15 protein-coding genes are annotated in these 19,516 nt (G+C 40.1%); 8 read left to right on the plus strand and 7 right to left on the minus strand.

All coding sequences use genetic code 11. The annotated features are described in order from the left end of the window. Positions 1–10: 10 nt before the first annotated feature. Positions 11–847, minus strand: a complete 837-nt coding sequence (locus tag QWZ08_RS01160; protein ID WP_290335326.1) for an oxidoreductase — start codon at positions 845–847, stop codon at positions 11–13. 442 nt (positions 848–1,289) lie between these two features. Between QWZ08_RS01160 and QWZ08_RS01165 the strand changes: the two genes are divergently transcribed. Continuing rightward, the gene (locus QWZ08_RS01165) at positions 1,290–1,766 is read left to right on the plus strand and encodes a Dps family protein (RefSeq protein WP_290335327.1); all 477 of its coding nucleotides are present in this window, start codon (positions 1,290–1,292) and stop codon (positions 1,764–1,766) included. Positions 1,767–2,145: 379 nt separating this feature from the next. After that, a complete protein-coding gene (locus QWZ08_RS01170; RefSeq protein ID WP_290335328.1) occupies positions 2,146–3,033 on the plus strand; it encodes a helix-turn-helix domain-containing protein in 888 nt (295 codons plus the stop codon). Between the two features lie 22 nt (positions 3,034–3,055). On the opposite strand, the gene QWZ08_RS01175 is transcribed toward QWZ08_RS01170, so the two are convergent. Both QWZ08_RS01175 and QWZ08_RS01180 read right to left on the minus strand, forming a co-directional pair. Beyond that, positions 3,056–7,225, minus strand: coding sequence for a sigma 54-interacting transcriptional regulator (locus QWZ08_RS01175; protein WP_290335330.1), 4,170 nt, complete (start codon positions 7,223–7,225; stop codon positions 3,056–3,058). A gap of 549 nt (positions 7,226–7,774) precedes the next feature. Next, entirely contained in the window at positions 7,775–9,202 is a 1,428-nt protein-coding gene (locus QWZ08_RS01180; protein ID WP_290335331.1) for an aldehyde dehydrogenase family protein, read from the minus strand. A 347-nt stretch (positions 9,203–9,549) separates the two neighbouring features. Between QWZ08_RS01180 and QWZ08_RS01185 the strand changes: the two genes are divergently transcribed. From QWZ08_RS01185 to QWZ08_RS01195, 3 genes are all read left to right on the plus strand, one after another. Then, on the plus strand, positions 9,550–9,813 hold the full coding sequence (locus tag QWZ08_RS01185) for a hypothetical protein (RefSeq protein WP_290335332.1): 264 nt from the start codon (positions 9,550–9,552) through the stop codon (positions 9,811–9,813). Positions 9,814–9,964: 151 nt separating this feature from the next. Next, the gene (locus tag QWZ08_RS01190; protein ID WP_290335334.1) at positions 9,965–10,885 is read left to right on the plus strand and encodes an SDR family NAD(P)-dependent oxidoreductase; all 921 of its coding nucleotides are present in this window, start codon (positions 9,965–9,967) and stop codon (positions 10,883–10,885) included. 25 nt (positions 10,886–10,910) lie between these two features. Continuing rightward, positions 10,911–11,252 carry a nuclear transport factor 2 family protein gene (locus QWZ08_RS01195; protein ID WP_290335335.1) on the plus strand — a complete coding sequence of 114 codons (342 nt, stop codon included), beginning with the start codon at positions 10,911–10,913 and terminating at the stop codon, positions 11,250–11,252. A gap of 145 nt (positions 11,253–11,397) precedes the next feature. Here QWZ08_RS01195 and QWZ08_RS01200 read toward each other — a convergent pair whose 3' ends face one another. The 3 genes from QWZ08_RS01200 to QWZ08_RS01210 form a co-directional block, all read right to left on the minus strand. Then, on the minus strand, positions 11,398–11,949 hold the full coding sequence (locus tag QWZ08_RS01200) for a DNA-3-methyladenine glycosylase I (RefSeq protein WP_290335336.1): 552 nt from the start codon (positions 11,947–11,949) through the stop codon (positions 11,398–11,400). 101 nt (positions 11,950–12,050) lie between these two features. After that, on the minus strand, positions 12,051–12,965 hold the full coding sequence (locus QWZ08_RS01205; RefSeq protein WP_290335337.1) for a helix-turn-helix domain-containing protein: 915 nt from the start codon (positions 12,963–12,965) through the stop codon (positions 12,051–12,053). Positions 12,966–13,093: 128 nt separating this feature from the next. Next, complete coding sequence (locus QWZ08_RS01210) at positions 13,094–13,900, minus strand: SDR family oxidoreductase (RefSeq protein WP_290335338.1); 807 nt, start codon at positions 13,898–13,900, stop codon at positions 13,094–13,096. A gap of 444 nt (positions 13,901–14,344) precedes the next feature. Here QWZ08_RS01210 and QWZ08_RS01215 point away from each other — a divergent pair, with 444 nt between their 5' ends. After that, a complete protein-coding gene (locus tag QWZ08_RS01215) occupies positions 14,345–14,665 on the plus strand; it encodes a hypothetical protein (RefSeq protein WP_290335339.1) in 321 nt (106 codons plus the stop codon). Between the two features lie 453 nt (positions 14,666–15,118). Here QWZ08_RS01215 and QWZ08_RS01220 read toward each other — a convergent pair whose 3' ends face one another. After that, positions 15,119–15,397 carry a BLUF domain-containing protein gene (locus QWZ08_RS01220; RefSeq protein WP_290335340.1) on the minus strand — a complete coding sequence of 93 codons (279 nt, stop codon included), beginning with the start codon at positions 15,395–15,397 and terminating at the stop codon, positions 15,119–15,121. A 252-nt stretch (positions 15,398–15,649) separates the two neighbouring features. On the opposite strand from QWZ08_RS01220, the gene QWZ08_RS01225 reads away from it, so the two are divergent. Then, positions 15,650–16,564 carry a DMT family transporter gene (locus QWZ08_RS01225; protein WP_290335341.1) on the plus strand — a complete coding sequence of 305 codons (915 nt, stop codon included), beginning with the start codon at positions 15,650–15,652 and terminating at the stop codon, positions 16,562–16,564. An 84-nt stretch (positions 16,565–16,648) separates the two neighbouring features. Further along, complete coding sequence (locus QWZ08_RS01230) at positions 16,649–19,195, plus strand: glycosyl hydrolase (RefSeq protein WP_290335342.1); 2,547 nt, start codon at positions 16,649–16,651, stop codon at positions 19,193–19,195. Positions 19,196–19,516: the final 321 nt, after the last annotated feature.

Below are 19,516 nucleotides of genomic sequence, written 5' to 3' on the forward strand. Positions count from 1 at the left end.
GTTTTTACATTTAATTAATATCTGTAGAAGTACTAAGGTGTCGCCATTTTTTATCAGCTTCCATTTTAACCAGGTCATTTTGTTCTGCTGCATTCACTGCATCACTACCGAGTAATAATCGCAAGGGCGGTTGTTCCATCTGCGTAATCTGGAGTATAATATTGGCAGCTTTAGCCGGGTCGCCGGGTTGTTTGCCATTATAGTCATGCTGAAACCGGGCTGTTCGGCCAACTGTATTTTCGTAATCTGCTAAACCTTCTTTTATGATAGCAGATTTACCGGCAAAATCTGTACGGAAACCTCCCGGTTCAATTATTGTAACCTTGATACCTAGTGGTGTAACTTCTTTTGAAAGTACTTCAGAAAATCCCTCCACTCCCCATTTTGCAGCAGCATAGGGTCCTCTTCCTATTGGCCCTATGCGGCCACCCACAGAAGAGAATTGAATGATATGTCCGGACCTTTGTTTACGCATAAAAGGAAGGACAGCTTTAGTAACGATGATAGTACCGAACAAATTGGTTTCAATTTCAGCACGAAATTCAGCGATGGTGGTTTCTTCAATCGAATTGATATTACCATAGCCTGCGTTATTTACCAATACATCTAATCGTCCGAATGCACCAATGGCTGTTTTAACCGCAGATTCGGCATCTGTTTCGCTCTTTACATCAAGTGCACATACTCTTACTTTGTCTCCAAAACGTTCTGCCAGATCTTTAATTTGTTCAGGATTTCTTGCCGTTGCCACGAGCTCGTTACCTGCAGCAAGTACAGCCTCTGAAAGTGAACGTCCAATGCCACGTGAACATCCTGTTATTAACCAGACCTTTTTTAAATTTGACATAAATTAATTAGTTTATCTATAGCCAATAATAATTCTACCAGAAGATTTTATGATCACTTTACTTCCCGAATTGGGATACTGTTATTAAAACGAACCATAGTGTTGAATGTAATTTTTTATATTGCCTGGCTGCCATTACTGGGTTGCTTTTTGTATCTCTGTTACCATTGCACCCCCAAGGATAAATTCCGTCTACAAAATTGGCGATTATGAATGAGGCGTATTTGACTGTGGCAGTCATTTTCATTAACATGAAGATTCACCAAAGTTGATCACCCGCTTTCGCAATGGTTAAAAAGCAGTCAACAGGCTGAATCAAAAAATCAACATAAAATAATGAAATAGTAAAGTCATTGCAGGAGCTTCATTTTACCTTGCCAGGAATTATTTGCTATTCCTAAAAACTTCATCATCTTTTAACAAGCAGCATCAATAGAAAAATATGAAACCAAATCTTGGCATCCCGGAAAACCATTTACAGGTAATTAGTAGTGAATTGAATAAATTACTGTCAGACGAGTTCATTTTGTACACTAAATCAAGAAACTATCACTGGAATATTGAAGGCTCAAATTTTAGCGAAATGCATCAGTTTTACGAGAGGCAGGTGAATGAGATAAATGATATGATTGACGATATTGCTGAAAGGATCCGCACCATTGGCTTTTATGCTGAAGGAAGACTGGAAGATTACCTGAAGTTGACCAGCCTGATAGAGCAACCGTTCACTAATTCCCAGAATGATCAGTTAAAAAATCTGTTGGGTTCACACGAAACAATAATAAATAATCTGCGTAGGCTGATTACACTTTTTGCAGATAAACACAAAGACGTGGGAAGCAGCGATTTTGCAGTTCAATTACTGGAAAAGCATGAAAAAATGGCCTGGATGATAAGGGCGCATCTTAGCGGACATTGAGTAAATGCTTTGAAGTCGGTCAATCACAATAAAATTTTTATCGGATGTCAGGAAATGACATCCGGTTTTGCTATTATACATTGCTCCATTTTTTTACTCTCCAATACTCATCCTCTTCAACAAGCATCATCCAGCTTTGTTTGCGATTCTCCTCTTTCGATATTTAACCACTGAATAGTGAAATGGCGAAATATCGCTATTTAAAATCTCTTTCGTTTTATATATCTAACAGATAATCAACATTTTATAACCTGGCATCTGGTTTGAAATTACTATGCGGTCATTTGGACCCTCAGCTTTTTCAACGATTGCAATAACGCATTTTAGTTATGAATTTGTTGTGGGTATTCAGGAACTATTGAACCATTAAAACTCAATTATGTTACAACAGGAATCGTTCAGGCAGTGCGGCGCTGGAGCCGGTCTTTTTAACTTCGGTATAAATGGTACTGCTTTTCACGGAGAAGCGGCAGTGAGGCATTACAGCTTCGATCAAGGCCAGTCGGACCGGGTGTTTTGCGATGATAATATTTTACTGGTAACAGTAAATGGAAAGCTTAATTTGAATTATGGAAAATCGAGCTATGCAGTTGGTAAAAATCAGATGGCATTTCTTAAGAATAATCTGATGGTGGATTTTCGTGCAGAAACGGATCAGCAGAAAGGGGGTAAAGTTGAATTTATTGTTTTTCTAATCAGTCATGAATTAATTAAAGAGTTTACTAAAATTACCCGGTTATCTCAGATCATCAATGATGAGGCCTCAGAAATATTTGTAAGTTTACTGAATAGCCACCTGCAGGTATACATCAATTCTCTTACTCCTTATATTGGAGATGCCGCTAAAATTGAAGGCAGCCTGCTGCGCATTAAGCTGCTGGAATTATTGTTCTGCCTGGCCAGTACCAATACACAAATGCTGGATCTTTTGCTTAATCTTAAAAAAAGTTACCGCCCCAATATCACCACTGTGGTGGAAGATAATTTGTTGAATCCGCTGTCAATCAATCAACTTGCCAGCCTGTGTGGAAGAAGTTTATCAAGCTTTAGAAGAGACTTTATTTCGACTTATAATATGCCTCCTTCGCAATGGATACGTGAAAGGAGATTAAGGAAAGCCAAGGAATTTTTAGTGACTACGAAAATGACTGTAACTGATATTTGTTATACCCTGGGATTTGAAAATATTGCTCATTTCTCCAGGTTATTTAAATCTGAGTTCGGACATTCTCCTTCAGAATACCGGCTGCAATTAGCTTCTGCATAGCAATGTGGTGATCAGGTAGTGGTCAGCCTCTGTGCTCTCTGCGGATGCCCAATTTTTTGATTCGGGAATTCAGTGTGCTGGGAGGAATTCCCAGGATCTCTGCAGCTCCACCTTCACCAGCAATTCTACCATTGACATGTTGAAGAATTTTTAGAATATATTCTTTCTCATTTTCAAAGATCGTCTGGATTTTAAAACTTTCTGATCCTGACTCAGTTACCGCCCTGGATTTTTTATTTGGAAGATCTACCTCTTTAATCGTATCACCAGTAGTAAGCAGTACGCTTCGCTCGATCAAATGTTCCAGTTCCCTGATATTACCGGGCCAATCATACTGCTGTAATTGTTCCAGCGCCTTATTGCTGAAATTTGTTATTTTCTTTCCTGCTTTTTTTGAAAACCGCATGGTAAAATGCGATGCCAGTTGTGGGATATCTTCACGTCTTTTTCTGAGTGGCGGAAGTTGAATCGGAAATATATTTAGCCTGTAAAACAGATCGCTTCTGAATTTGCCTTCTTCCATCAATTTTTCAAGGTCACGGTTAGTAGCTGCAATGATGCGTACGTCGGTTTTGATGGTGGTTTTACCTCCAATACGTTCTATTTCTTTTTCTTGCAGCGCTCTTAATAATTTTACCTGTAACTCTAATGGCATTTCTCCAATCTCATCCAGGAATAAAGTACCATTATTAGCCAATTCAAATTTTCCGATCCTTCTTTCAAATGCCCCGGTAAAACTTCCTCTTTCATGACCAAACAATTCACTCTCAATTAAATTAGCTGGCAGCGCAGCACAGTTAATTTTAATCATTAATTTATTCTTCCGTGGCGATGCATTATGAATGGCCCTTGCAATAAGTTCCTTTCCTGTGCCCGTTTCACCTAACAACAAAACAGTGCTATCCGAAGAGGCAACCTGCGATACAAGCCTGAATACAGTTTTAATTGCGGCACTTGTACCGACAATATCGCTATGGTTATTTGATGTTTCGATCTCCTGTTGCAGGTATAAATTCTCTTCTTCCAGTCGTTGTTTATACCTTTTTATTTCTTCTAATTGTTTTTGAATTTTTTCGTTGGCAACAATATTTGCTGCTGCTATAGAAAGCTGGTGAGAAACGGCGGATAAAATATTCAGTTGGTTAGCATCAAATCCATTTTTCACTTTTGCAAAAAACATAAAAAAACCAATAGTATTTTTATCCTCTTTCAATGGTGCAAGTAGCATTTCAACGCTTCCAATGGCATAGTTTCTTTTTATGAAATCCGGTGCTTCACTGAATCTTTCCAGGTCTACAATTACAAAACCCTCTGCCGCTAATTCGTACACGCCGTTCTTGAGTGGTATGTTGGCGACAATAACTTCTTTATAGTCCCAGTTTCCCGGGCTTTCTCCCTGTGGCTCCAGTAAATAGGTAATGCACGTTTCTTTGTCTTCATTTATACAAGCTATCATGGCGTGTGAAAACGAAAAAAGCTTTGTCAGTTTAGTATTAATGAGTTGAAGAAAACTCAACTTGTCATGAATGGAGGCGATGGCATTGCTTAATTCCAACAGTTTTGTCTTTTCGCTGGCGCTTTCACGAATTTTCTCAGCCGCCAGGATATTTGAAATCGCTACAGCCAATTGCGAACAAATTCCCTTAAGCAGGTTACTCTTTATATCGAACGCAGCACCATTCTCAAGTATTAACTGCGCAGTTCCTATGTTAACGCCACCAGCTCGCAAAGGGGCTAATACTATCCGCTCAATTCCTGTTGCAGCTAAAAAATCAACATATGCTGGTTTTTCGGGCCTATTCATTAAATCGGATACTTCATACAAGATCGGATCTTCAGAATTCATCACCTCCTTAAACACAGCCTCATGTGCGTCAAATTTTGCATTAACCATTTTGGCAAAATCAGGGTTGCTCTCTATGTGTTCACCGACATCTACTAAAAAAGCACTGTAGGTTTCTCCCCCTTCGTCTATTTTTGAAAAGCCTAACTGTTTAATTGCAAATAACTGCTTTATTTTTCCATTCACCACTTTAAAAAGATCTCTCCGGCTTTGTACCGCCGCAATTTCGTTGCTAAAAGAAAGCAGGAGTTTTTTTTCCTTGTTTCGTGCAAGTATCTTTTCATTTGCCATAATGTTAGATACGGCTATGGCAATCTGGGAACAAATACTTTTAAATAAAGGTCGTTGTATACTAATGTCACTTATTCCATCCTTTTTAAAGTTCATTATTCCTATATTCTCCTGGCCATGTCTGATTGAAACACCGGCCATTTGTCTCAGGTTGATAGACGCTGCGGCGTTAGCATAGGTAGGAGGCGTGTCAGATCTGAACCAATCCTGAACATTAAAAATAACCAGCTCTTCGGAAGCAAGGATGGTATTGAACACTCCGTCATTAACATCTGTATCAATCTCCAGTAGTTTCAGAAAATCGGGGTGTCGGGCAAATTCGGCTTCAGGGTCAAATAAAATTGGACGATGTGTCCTTTTGTCCTTGCTTAGTACATGGATAACATAATCTTCAATTCCAAATAGTTCGTTTAGCTGATTTTTCAGAATTTTAGCCAGCATTTGTTTATCGCTTACTGAAGCCATTGCATTACTAAACTCCAGCAGCCTGGTTTTTTCAGCCTCCCTTGCCAGAATTTCTTCGTTGGCCAAAATGTTGGATACAGCAACAGCTAATTGAGCACAAATGCCTTTTAACAAAATGCTTTTTGTGTCGATTGTTTTTTTATCTTGACAATGAAAATTTACAAACCCAATACTGGTTCCGCCTACACGAAGTGGCACAGTTAAATAATATTTAAATCCGGCTTTTTTCCAAAAACCAACATAGTCTGGCATACCTGGCTGTTTGGCAATTTCGGCTACATCAAACATAACCGGATCCTCAGAAAGCATCACTTGAGTAAATAGCGGATCATGAACACTGTACCTGGCAGAAGTGATGGATGTATAGTCTGAGAATTGTTTTGTTTTATAATTAAACTCTAATGTGAAAGCACTGTAGGTTTCTCCACCCTCATCTATTTGTGCAATACCAAATTCTTCCAGAGAAAACAAGGTCTTTATTTTAGTGTTAACTACCCGGGATAAATCTTCGCGGTTTTTTAGTGCCGCTATTTCATTGCTCAGGGAGAGCAGCAGGTTTTTTTCTTCGTCCCTGGCCTGTATTCTTTCTTTGGCAAGTATATTTGAAACGGCAACGGCGAGCTGCGCACATATGCCTTTAATTAGACTCTTTTTTTCACCAATGGATTCCGGGTTGTCGATATGAAAATTTACGAAGCCTATATTTACCCGGCCTACCCGAAGCGGAACGGTCAGATAGTACTTGTACCTTGCAGGTTTCCAAAACTTAATATACCCTGGCATTCCGGGTTTTTTTATCATCTCTTTTAAATCCAGAAGGGTGGGGTCTTCATTATTCATTACCAGCGTAAATAATGGGTCATTAACACTGTACCTGGCTGAGGCCAGATCATTATATGTCCTGATGCTTTTCGTCCGGTCCAAAAAATCCAACATAAATGCACTGTAGGTTTCCCCACCTTCATCAATCTGGACAATGCCAAATTCCTCGACCTCCAGCAGTTTTTTTATTCTTGTATTTACCACTTCAAATAGGTCTTCCCTGTTATTCAACATCGCAATTTCCTTGCTTAATGAAAGGAGTACTGTTTTCTCTTCTTCTCTCTTTACAATATCTTCATTGGCAATAATATTGGCAGTAGCGATAGAGATTGGGTAAGATAACTTTTCCAAAAGTTCAATGGCTTCCTTGTTAAAGTTGTTTTTGTTTTCAGACAGCAATACAAACAATCCAATTAATTCATTTCCTTCCACCAGTTTCAATACCACATATTCCTTTATACCGGTACGATGAATAAAGGAAACATTTTTATTACCGCTGAGAAAAAGTGATTCTACATCTTGTACAACAGGGGTGTTCAAATCAGTTATACTGTCATTGTCTATTGGGTATTCAGTGTTAACATTGTATTCAAATTCTGCATTTCCCGATCTGCCTTTTTCTGCATGAAAAATATACGGTCTGCAAGTCCTGTTATTTTTGTTGTACCTCAAAATAAAACTGTCATCAAAGGAAAGGAATTGCTTTAAACTGTCACGTACCAGGTACAACATGTCTCCCTTACCGCGTATACGGATGATTTGAGTGTTCAAAGCCAAGAGAATACTATCTTGATTCCGTTCATTATCAAGCATAAGCTGCCGGGAATTAATAGCACTAAATTAAATTATCCTGCATTGGCAAGCAAAAAATTGAAAGCCTGTAGAAATATTCTAGGTTTTCAATAATTTATAGTAGCTTATTCTTAGTTGAGTATTTCAGTTGAGGTCAAAAATGGATTTGCCTATCTTTTTTTTAATCTGGCTTTTTAACCACTTGTCAACTGACACCGTTTCCCTTAATCACAACAATGTAAAGTATCGCCAGCAATGGCACAAAATATTCAATGCATTCCCCCTTTTTTATTTCTTTTCCAGTTCATCATCCAGCCATAGGGTAAATGCTGGAAAAGTGCGCCGGAGAATACTAATGGAATTTCCGGCTGCAGCTGGTCCTCCTGCGAATTCCACCATTGACGGCGGACTTTTAAAATTTACAGCTCATCAATGTATGTTGAATATCCACTTTTAATAACAAAATCGTCGGAATTATTTTTGGCATAAGTACAGCTGAATTTTAAGTCAAGACCAAACATCAGTATACTAATTTCTAACTTCAAATATGGCTTTAGGTTCCAAAAAAGCTTCCAGGCCGAACTTGCCAAATTCTCTTCCAATACCAGATTGTTTGAAGCCTCCGAATGGAGCTCTCGGCTCATCTACAAATCCGTTAATAGCGATTCTGCCCGCCTGGAGCTTTTCGGCGATGGCTTTCGCTCTTTTAATATCTGCACCTGCTATATAGGCATGCAGGCCATAAGCAGAATCGTTGGCTATCCGGATGGCGTCAGCATCATCTTTATAGGTAATAACTGATAGCACAGGACCAAAAATTTCTTCTGCAGCGATGGTCATGTGGTTGTCGACTTTTACAAAGATGGTTGGCTTTACAAAGTTTCCTTTCTCCAAACCTTCCGGATGCGCCAAACCTCCGGTCAATAATTCCGCTCCTTCTTCTATACCTTTTTTTATATAGGACTGAATCCGTTCGTATTGTTTTTTTGAAACAATCGGACCGATGGCTGAATCCGGGTCTGTTGACGGACCTACCTTCATTGCTTCAATCCCTTTCTTTAACGCTTCAATTATTTCTGCCTCCCTGCTTTCAGGAATCAATATACGTGTTCCTGCTGTACAGGATTGCCCGCTATTTTGCAGTCCTACCTGCAACACAAAAGGAATGGCATTTTCCAGTTGCGCATCGTCCATTATTATGGATGGCGACTTTCCTCCCAATTCCAGGGTCACTCTTTTCATGCTATCTACGGCTTGCCTGGCAATTAATTTTCCTATAGCTGTTGAACCTGTGAAAGAGATTTTATGAATGCCCGGGTTACGGGTGATCTCGCTGCCTACAACATCGCCTGTTCCCTGCAAAACATTGATTATTCCCGGGGGAAGGCCGGCATCATTGAATATTTCAGCCATTGCATTATTCTGCCGGGCACTGAGTTCACTTGGTTTCATTACAACGGTGCATCCGGCAGCAAGGGCGGTAGATGCTTTTACGCACATGAACCAAACACTAATATTCCATGGACTTATTAAACCGGCAACGCCAACAGGGTCCAGTATTACCTCGGTACCTTCTTTTAAATTATAACGGAATGTTTCAGGATTTACCTGCTCCCTGGCTACTAACCAGGATCTCGCAGCATCCTGTAAAGCGAATTGGGCAAACCATTGCGGTGCGCCATATTCATTGCTGATAATCTCCAGTAAAGGGTCCAGCCTTTCAGTCATTTTATCATGAATCCTTTGCAGGTAATCCCGCCGGGTCTCTAAACTGGCTTGCGAATAGATTTTAAATGCGGCATTAGCAGCGGCTATTGCATTTTGTGTATCTGTTTCATCTGCTAAAGTTACCCTGGTGATGATTTCTCCCGTGGCAGGATTTTCAAGCTCTAATTGCTGTATGCCGTGAGGCGTAATAAATGTTCCATTAATGAATTGTTTATCTATTATTTGCATAATCTGTGTTTTTGTTTGTGCAAAACTCTGCTAAAACTTATTGCTTTACTTTGTAATGAGGCTCAATTTACTTTGTTATAAAGTTCAATGTCAAATGACGTCAATTGAATGATTCGATATCTGATAGAGATTTAAAATATTCAGCGACTCCTGCAATTGCATTCAGTCAAATGGTTGCTGTATTTAGAAAACAGCCTGGCAGATCACTACATTTCGTCACTGGTTTCGCTTAATCGCGAAATATCATTTTTTTAAATGCAGGTTTATTTTATAAGTACATGACTCTTAAAGTCTTAATGAATGGCATTCAAATTGACTTCAGCATTTGCATTAAATGCTGCTGCGTCATGAAAAAAAAATTAGCAAAACATGCTGTAATTATTGATTTACATGAAAGAGGATTTACGAGTGATTTCCAGTTTGCAAAACAGGGGTTATGGTGGATCCAGGAAAAAATTTATGTAAACGAGCCTTATGTATCAGTTCTGGAAACCTACCGCTTTGTCAGACAGGGTAAAGCCATTATGCGTACTTCCTTTATTATGGGTATTCAGATTTTAAATCATTATGAAAGAGGAATCCTGATCTATCATGTAGTGAGCAAAATATAAAATGACACACGGGGTGATGCAACCGGGTATATTCAAAAATAAAATGTAAATACTTTTTTGTCACAATGTAGTGTGGTAATAAAATGCTCGGGTAGTAAAAGATATTCTGTTAGCGGTAATTATTCCCACAAAATTTAAACATCTATTATTAATGACATTAATAAAGACAAATTTCGGCTTCCTCTCGACAGCAGATGAAGTTATACAAGGGATTGACTTGACAGATAAACGAGCCATTGTAACAGGCGGTGCATCAGGGATTGGAATAGAAACCGTAAAAACTTTGGCAAAGGCAGGTGCAGAAGTAACCATTGCTGCAAGAAATGTTGAAGGCGGAAAAGAGGTGGCAGATAAAATAATTTCGACCACGGGAAATAATAAAATATACGTTGCTCAACTTGACCTAGATAACCTCGGCTCAATAAATAATTTTGTTGACAATTGGAAAGGTGCCCTGGATATACTGGTTAACAATGCAGGCGTAATGGCAATACCAGATTTGCAAAAAACGCCAGACGGTATTGAAATGCAATTTATGACAAACTATTTGGGGCACTTTGCCTTGTCTGTTGGATTACATGATGCTTTGGAAAGTGCAGGTTCTGCAAGAATAGTAGTTGTAGCTTCAAGTGGACATCTATTTTCACCTGTTGCCTTTGACGACATAAACTTTTTGTTTAGACCTTACGACCCTTTGGTTTCCTATGGACAATCAAAAACGGCTTGCATTTTATTCGCTGTTGGTGCGACTGAACGTTGGTTAAAGGACGGAATTACTGTAAATGCTTTGAACCCTGGAGCCATATTGACAAATCTTCAAAAACACGTTGGTGGAAAGCTTCGTTCTGCACCAGAACTTCATAAAACGCCACAACAAGGGGCAGCAACTTCAATCCTCCTGGCAACTTCACCGTTGCTCAATAATGTTGGTGGACGCTATTTTGAAAACTGTAACGAAGTTGAAACTGTTACAAAGCGACCTGCCAATTATCAGGGAGTTGCAATGTATGCACTTGACAAAGGAAATGCGAACCGACTATGGAACATCTCAATGAAAATGATTGGTAAATAGAACCGTTAATAACTAAAACAAGTCTATGAAAAAAGTACAAATTGAGACAATAATCAAGCAATTTATAAATGCTGCCAATGAATTTGATATCGATGCATTACTTACACTTTTTGCTAAAGATGCAGTGATTAAGGATGTCTCTGTGGGCGAAACGTTCAGGAACACCACGGGTGTCCGCAGGTATCTCGAACGTTTTTTTATTGATTACCATACACAAACCAGGGCAGAATCTTTTAAGATCGATACCCCTCAACATGCCATCGCACTTGTTGATTTTACCGGAGATTTTGGCCATGAAACCGGAGGTCTTGAATTCAACGTTAATAATGACGGCCTTATTAAAACCATTGAGGCCTATCTGGATTGATGAAGAACAAATAAGATACTTCTTCCACCAATAATGACGGGGGCTTTTACCCGGGCAAAATCACAGTTGATGGTTTCTAAACAGGATTGACCGCAGCCAAACCATCGCCTGTAACTTATTATAACCTGTCAATAGACCGATGCAGTTATTTGCTCGACCAGGCGGGCTTTGCTTTCATTATTTTTTTATATACCGGGCAACTTTCATTGTGCGCACCCTTTACGTATCCTGTGCTCATCAAAAATTCATTTACAATTTCACCACCCGTAAAACGAAATGTTTTTTTAAACAGTTGCACCCATTCTTCCTTGCTTTTCGGATGATGGTGGTCAAGCCATTTTTCAAAAGAGCCAAATTCTTTTTGCAGGGAAATAATGACTTTTGCATTTTCAATCGCTGCAGTTACTTTTAACTTATTTCTGATGATCCCCGAATCGGCTAAAAGCCTTTCCCTGTCCTTTTCTGTATAAGCTGCGATTTTGCTGATATTGAAATCACTATAGGCATTTCTAAAAGCAGTCTCTTTTTTCAAAATAGTTTCCCAGCTTAAACCTGCCTGGTTGATTTCCATGATGAGCCGGCCGAACAATTCGTTATCCTGATGGATAGGAAAGCCATAATGATTATCGTGGTAATTTTTATGCAACAGTCTTCTTTCTTCCGGTTGCATGTGGTCAATGTAACTGCAGTAGGACATCTTTGATTTATTTTAATTGCCTGTTACCCTTCAGATTTGACAGGTGTCTGATGATGAATGTGGTGGTCAATTATCCGGCCGCTTTAAGTATTGGCCGACCTCTAATTGTGATGAAATGATTGTTTAAATGCAGTGGGGGTGAAATTGGTTTTTTTCTTGAACAGTTTATTAAAGGATTGGGGATGTTCAAAGCCAAGCAGATAGGCTACTTCGGCCACCGTAAGGTTGTCTTTTGACAGATACTCCTTCGCCTTTTCAATTAATTTATCATGAATAAACTGTTGCGTATTCTGACCGGTAAGGTTACGCAGCAGATCACTGAGGTAACGGGGAGAAAGGTGCAATTGTTCAGCCACAAAATGTACAGTAGGAAGTCCTGTTTTCATCGACGCTTCGTCATTAAAATAGTCATGGAGCAATAACTCCAGTTTACTCAGCACATCGTGGTTTACTGCCTTACGGGTGATGAACTGGCGGTTGTAAAATCGATTGCTGTAATGGAGCAGTAATTCTATTTGGGCGATGATCACGTCCTGGCTGAAATGATCCAGCCGTTCCTCAAGTTCCTCCTGGATTTTATGGAACACCCCCAGTATGGTTTCCTTTTCCTTGTCTGACAAGTACAGCGCTTCGGAAGCGGAATAATTAAAAAAACCGTATTGTTTGATGGTCGTATTTAACGGATAAGGCCGGATAAAATCCGGGTGAATATGCAGGGACATACCATCGTAGTTGGCCTCTTCATCCTGCATCTTTAAAATTTGTCCCGGTGCCACAAATGACATTCCTCCCTCCTCAAAATCATAATATCCCTGCCCGTAACGTAGCTTGCCACTGAAATTTGTTTTAAAGGATATTTTGTAAAAATCTAAAATGATTCCCTGTTCAAAATCCGTTGGGTCAAACACGGCCTGTCCGTAATTTAAAATGCTGATCAGCGGATGCAAAGGCCTTGCCTGACCCATTGCCTTATGCAGTTCAGTTATAGAACGGAATATCTTGGGTTGACTTTTCATTTATATGCAGTATTTACTGTTACCAAAATTAGGAAATGTTCTGTAGCGACACTGATTTCAGCTGATGGTGCATTGGCAGCTTTTGATTTTAAGACTGCCTGTTTGCCTGCATCCCGGCTGCGGGAAATTTAAAAGCTGAACATCGCTTTAATATTTTGAACCTGCGTTTCCACTCCATTCTCCATGCGTTCCTGATACATTTCTATGGTATCTTTTCCGGCAATGTAACGGAGCTGATTTTTGTTATCCGTAGCGGCTTCATATACCACCTGTGCCACCTCTTCTACTTTCGAATACTCCGCTATTTTCTCCGCACTGTAACCTTTGCTTACCTCTATCGTGAGCTGGTTATAGGCATCATGTTGTCCAAAGTCAATGGAGCGACCGGCAAAATCAGTTTGCATACCTCCCGGCGCAATCAGCTTTACCTGGATCCCAAACTGTGCAAGTTCATAAGCCATACTTTCTGAAAAGCCATCTATTGCAAATTTGGTAGCACTGTAAACGGAACAGGTGGGATAACCCATCAGTCCGAACTTTGAAGTGATATTGATAAAAATGCCATTCTTCTTCTCCCGGAAATACGTAGTAAATGCTTTTGAAACCCTGATCACACCCAACAGGTTGGTTTCTATCTGTCGTTGAATTTGTTCATCACTAAATGCCTCCAGGGGACCTATTAAACCGTATCCTGCATTATTGAGTACTACATCAACGGAATACTTTTCCGTTACACTTTTAACGGTGGAATTGATTTGCTCCAGATTGGTAACATCCAGCGGCAGCAATATGACATGGTCTAATTTATCCAGTGTGGTTTCTTTTTCCGGATTACGCATGGTGGCGATAACCTGCCAGCCTTTACTTTGAAATAACAGTGCAGCAGCCTTCCCCAAACCTGTTGAAGCTCCTGTAATAAAAATGGTCTTTTGCATTATGGTATAGTTTATTTGGACTGCAAATTTCCGGTGTATCAGTAAGGAACATGTTGCCGTTTTGCAGCTTTTATTAGCCAAAATGACGGCTGACTATTTTTTAACAATAAAATTTGCAAAAGGCTTTTTTCAGAGTGTCCAAAAGTGATTATGTAACAGCCGAATGCTTTGTATGCTTTTTATTATGGTTTATTCAGCTGACCGTGCAGCAAATAATTGTCCTGTTGCCTGCGCAATAAGGTCTGCACTTGCATACACTCAGGCTGACAGCCTGTTTCCAAAAAAATCTCCACTCGGCAAAAAATAAAATTCCTGATGGGGAAGTATTTTTTTGAAAAAACCTTGTTTCTCCTCCCTAGGCTTACAGCTGGTCGCTATCGGTAAAGGAATGAAGCATTTTATTAGATTGATATTTATACACAACTAAAGTTTACAATCATGGAAATGACAGCAAGAGTAACAAGTGATGGTACAATCAGAAGCCTGCAATCAGGAAAACAGGTTGTGAATTTTAATGTAGTCATAACGACAGCTACAGATCAAAAGCCACGGGAGAAGCCTTCAACTAAACTGGTTACCTATGTACAATGTGATTACCAGCTAAATTCCCGTGCAGCAGTATTTCTGACTAAAGACAGTTTAGCTGGGATTTTCACTGATACCAAAACTTACGCAGTTATAACAGGAGTGGTACGTAGTGCAAAAATCAGTACTGGATTCTACTGGTTGATTTTTAAGCCGGATAAAGGAGAAATATTTTTTTGAGGCATAAAAAAAGGGCTAACTGTTGAAACAGTGCCCCGATTTAATCCGTACCCTATGAAAACTGGTTGCAAAGTAAGGAATATGTTTTACTAATGTGTTACTATTGAAATATTTTTTTTTGAAATGGTTGTAAGCGATACTGGTCAATTATACTGAAACCACCATCCTTGCTACTATTTTTCATGATGATAAGGAAGAAGAAACCAGTTTGCTTAGGAACGCTTCGCCTGCTCCGGCAGGGATTGATGCAAATAATTTAGCTACAGCAATTGGCACAAAAGCTCAATTAGGCTTGTTCACTTTGTCGTTCAATTCCCCTTCCAGCATCAGTTTTGTCAGATGAAAAAATAATTTAATTGTCTGTGTGGGTTTCTCAACCAGTTCACTGAGAGCAATCGGGTTTTGTTCAAAGAGAAAATTTCTACGGCCATTGGCTTCTCCGTTAAAACCGCATTAAGCCATGGACCAGTTACTGAAAATGCGTTCGTCCGCTTCTTCTTCCGACATCATTATTACGCTAAAGTGCCTGTCATCCTGTTCAATTTTTTCATACATTTTTTTTACGGTCAACTTTTTGCCTTCCAGTATCTGAATAAATTCATCATTGTAATAGATCAGGCAACCGGTAATATCATTGGCCCAGTTAAAATTCCGGGATGTATTTAAAATCGCTTTTATGTCCGCCGGATACAATCCAGGACGAGCTATTGAGCAATAAATAAGCTGGTACATAATTTAACGGGTATTTGAAAAATACTTTTTTCGCAAATACTTCTGGCTTTTTGCTGTCGTATTGTTGTATGATAGGATTAAAAATACCAGAATCAAATAGATTTTTTTATGACAAAGGTTAACCGGGTACTTGACCGCGGTCATAGCCTTGTTTCATTTACAAAACTTTTCGTCTCTTTACTACATTTTTCCGCTGAGATTTACCCCTTGTTTTACTTATTTTTACCCAAATAAATTCTTTACACATTCATATTGTCACCCAATCAAAAAAACTTTTATACAGGTGTATTACTGGCGGTTCTTACAACCCTTATCTGGTCGGGTAATTATGTTATTGCCCGCGGTATTTCAACCGAAGTGCCGCCGGTAAGCCTGGCATTTTACCGGTGGGGATTGGCCTCTCTATGCATTGCACCCATTGCCTTTAAAAAATTTAACCAGGAAAAACATATCATTTTTCAGCACAAACAATACCTGTTGTGGACAGCACTAACCGGTGTAAGCATTTTCAATACCTTTATTTACCTGGCTGGTCATTATACTTCGGCTATCAACCTGGCGTTGATTGGTACTACTTCGTCCCCGGTTTTTATTACTTTGATGGCGGCCGCTTTTTTAAAGGAAAAAGTGAGCAAACTAAGAATGACCGGGATGATCATTTGCATCATGGGTATTTTATTTTTAATTAGTCACGGTAGCCTTGCGGCGCTGTCCCATTTTAAGTTTGGTAAGGGAGATGTCTTAATACTTATCAGCGCATTTACATTTGCCATCTACAATATCCTGGTAAGAAAAAAGCCTGCAGGTATTTCGCCAATGGTGTTTCTTTTCGCCATATTTACTGTTGGTACTTTGTGCCTTTTACCATTTTATATTTTTGAAACAATGCACCAGCCACCGGTGAAATGGAATGCTCATATCCTGGTAATCATTTTGTATCTTGGTATCGGCAACTCTATCATCGCCTTTTTTTGCTGGAACGCATCTATACAAAAACTCGGTGCATCGGGTACTGCTTTATTTGGTAATTTGATTCCGATATTCAGTACCATTGAGGCCGTACTGTTTTTGGGTGAAGCATTTTCTACCATTCATTTAATAAGTGGTTTACTGGTAATTGGCGGTTTGGTAATTGCCAATATTACACCGGTCATGTTTAAAAGATAATTAATGCGCAGGGGTAGTCACATAAATAAAAATCAACCAGTTTTTCACCAGCAATCCTTACATTCAATCATAAATAAAATAGGCATGTCTTCTAACAACGTATTGTCAGGCAAAAAACACATTTCATCTTACCTGGCTATTTTAACCTGTTTTATAATGCTATTGGGAAGGGCGCAGGCACAGTACAAAAAATCACCCGACGCCACTATTTTTACAAGTCCGGAGATGGCTTTTTTGCACCCCCCGGCCACAGCTAAGCCCGGCGTACTGTGGATGTGGATGGGTACCAATATGAGTAAATCCAATATTACCAAAGATCTGGAAGCATTAAAGGAAGAAGGCTTTAGCAGAACCACCATGTTTAGCCTGGCAGACGTGGTAAACCCTTGGAGCGCAATCATTGGTAAAACACCCACACCTCAATACATTTCATGGACGGAACCGTGGTGGAAACTGGTCCGTTTTGCGGCGCAGGAATCCAAACGGCTGGGGATGGATTTTGGTATGTTCAATGGCTCCGGTTACGAGAGCAGCGGCGGCCCATGGATTACACCTGAGCTTTCCATGCAGGAAATTTGCTGGAGCAGCACACCAGTAAACGGTAGCAATAATTCGTTGATAAAACTGGAAAAACCGGCGGTTGATCCAAGAGCCAATATGCCTTTCCCTGTTTTTAATCTTGAAAACGGGTTGACTGAAAAACCCGTTATTCCCGGCAGAAAAAATTATTACAAAGACATTGCCGTACTGGCCTTGCCAGCCAGCGGTATAGTACATCTCAACGAAATATATGACCTTACTGACAGGATGCAACCGGATGGAAAACTGGATTGGAATGCCCCGGCAGGCGACTGGACCATTTACCGTTTTGGACATACCACAATGGGCGCCCTCATTCAGCCGGCGCATCCAAAAGCAGTGGGACTGGAGTGCGATAAAATGAGCGAAGTGGCGGTAAGTTTTCATATTGATCACATTATAAATGAAATAAAAAAGCACCTGGGTGATTTAATAGGTACCGGATTTACCCACGTACATTTCGACAGTTACGAAGCAGGTGAACCGACATGGACACCGAAAATGAAAGCAGAATTTTTAAAGAGAAGAGGGTACGATTTAACACCTTACCTGGCCACTTTCGCAGGCCGGATTATCAACAGCCGCCAGGATTCACTTCGTTTTAAAAATGATTTTGATGCCACCATAAAAGACTTGTACCGGGATATTTATTATACCACCATATCAAAAAAATTAAAAGCAGCGCACCTTACTTTTTTGAGCGAACCTTATGGTGGCCCCTGGCGCCAGGAAGATGTGATACCGTTAGTACATCATGTGATGACGGAGTTCTGGACGGAAAAAGGTGTATACGCACCTTATGAACTGGACCCCACGGTAGCTGCTTTGAGAAAATCGGATCACAACCTTATTGAGTCGGAGGCGTTTACGGGACAGCCGGCAGACAGCAAATGGAGCGAAAATCCAGCCTGGCTGAAACCCATTGGTGACGCGGCTTTTTGCGCCGGCGTTAACCGCATGGTGTTGCACCGTTTTGTGCACCAGCCCTGGGATGAACATTACAAGCCCGGTAATTCCATGGGGCAATGGGGTACTCATTTCGACCGCACACAAACCTGGTGGAAGCCTGCCAAAGCCATGGTGGCCTACTGGCAACGTTGCCAGGCATTATTGCAGTGGGGCAGGTTTGCTACGGCGGAAAATGATTTTGCAGTTACTACCAATGACAGCATTAAAGTAAAATCCATTCATCGCCGTGATGACAATACTGATATTTATTTTGTAGCCAATACGTCCAGGGAGGCAGGGAGTGCCCAATGCAGGTTTAAGATAGCAGGTATGCAGCCTGAGTTATGGGATCCGGTTACTTCCACCATGCGTCCGTTACCACAGTTTGAAATAGCCAATGGATTTACTGCTGTCAATTTGCCTTTTGATAAAGCCCAGAGCTTTTTTGTAGTGTTCCGTAAAAAACTGATGTCTTCAGCTGTTGCAAAAAAATCTAATTTTGCCGCCATAAAAGATTTGGCAAATATAGATGGTGCATGGCAGGTGAAGTTCGATGCAGCCTGGGGAGGGCCGGCCAAACCTGTTGAATTTACAGCGTTGCAGGACTGGACTTACAATGCAGATGAGGGAATAAAATATTACAGCGGTACGGCTGTATATACAAAAAAATTTGATGCGCCTGCTGTCCAATCTGTCGGAAATAAGTCAACCATCTATCTTGACCTGGGCCTTGTAAATCATATTGCCCGTGTACTGTTAAATGGAAAAGATTTGGGCGTTATCTGGACTGCTCCATGGCGCACCAGGATCCCTTCTGCCTTATTAAAAAAACAAGGTAATCAGCTGGTGATTGAAGTAACCAATGTTTGGGCCAACCGCTTGATAGGAGATGAACAGCAGCCGGCTGATTGTGAATGGTTGCCTAACCAGTATTTTTATAACAGCGGTTACCAGTTAAAAGAATTTCCTGGCTGGTTTTTAAACAAACAACCAAGACCTTCCAAAAAGAGATACTGTTTTACTACGTGGAATTATTTTGATAAAGATGCACCGCTCGTGTCTTCGGGTTTGATTGGCCCGGTGCGAATTGTAGCCGGAGAGTAATGTGCAATATTTATTATCGCCTTAGCCAATAAAGTGAAGTTGGATATAGTCATGACAGAATGATTTTGAAATTTCCACTAAGGGGCAACCCTTCTGTCTTTAAGGGAAACAATCAATTTTATCGCTGACCAGGTTTCATCTACCGAACATACCTTCACATCCACGAATCCATTGTTCAACCTAATATTCCTGATGATATCTCCGGTAATATCGGTTTCAATTTGAGTTGCTTTTTCTGGCCATGAAATCCAGATCGTGCCGCATGGAAATATTTCATTTTGCGGCGATGTATGTAATATGTTACAATACAGCGTTTAAAAG

Origin of the sequence: Ferruginibacter paludis, from assembly GCF_030409685.1 — a bacterium.
Classification (GTDB): Bacteria; Bacteroidota; Bacteroidia; order Chitinophagales; family Chitinophagaceae; genus Ferruginibacter; species Ferruginibacter paludis.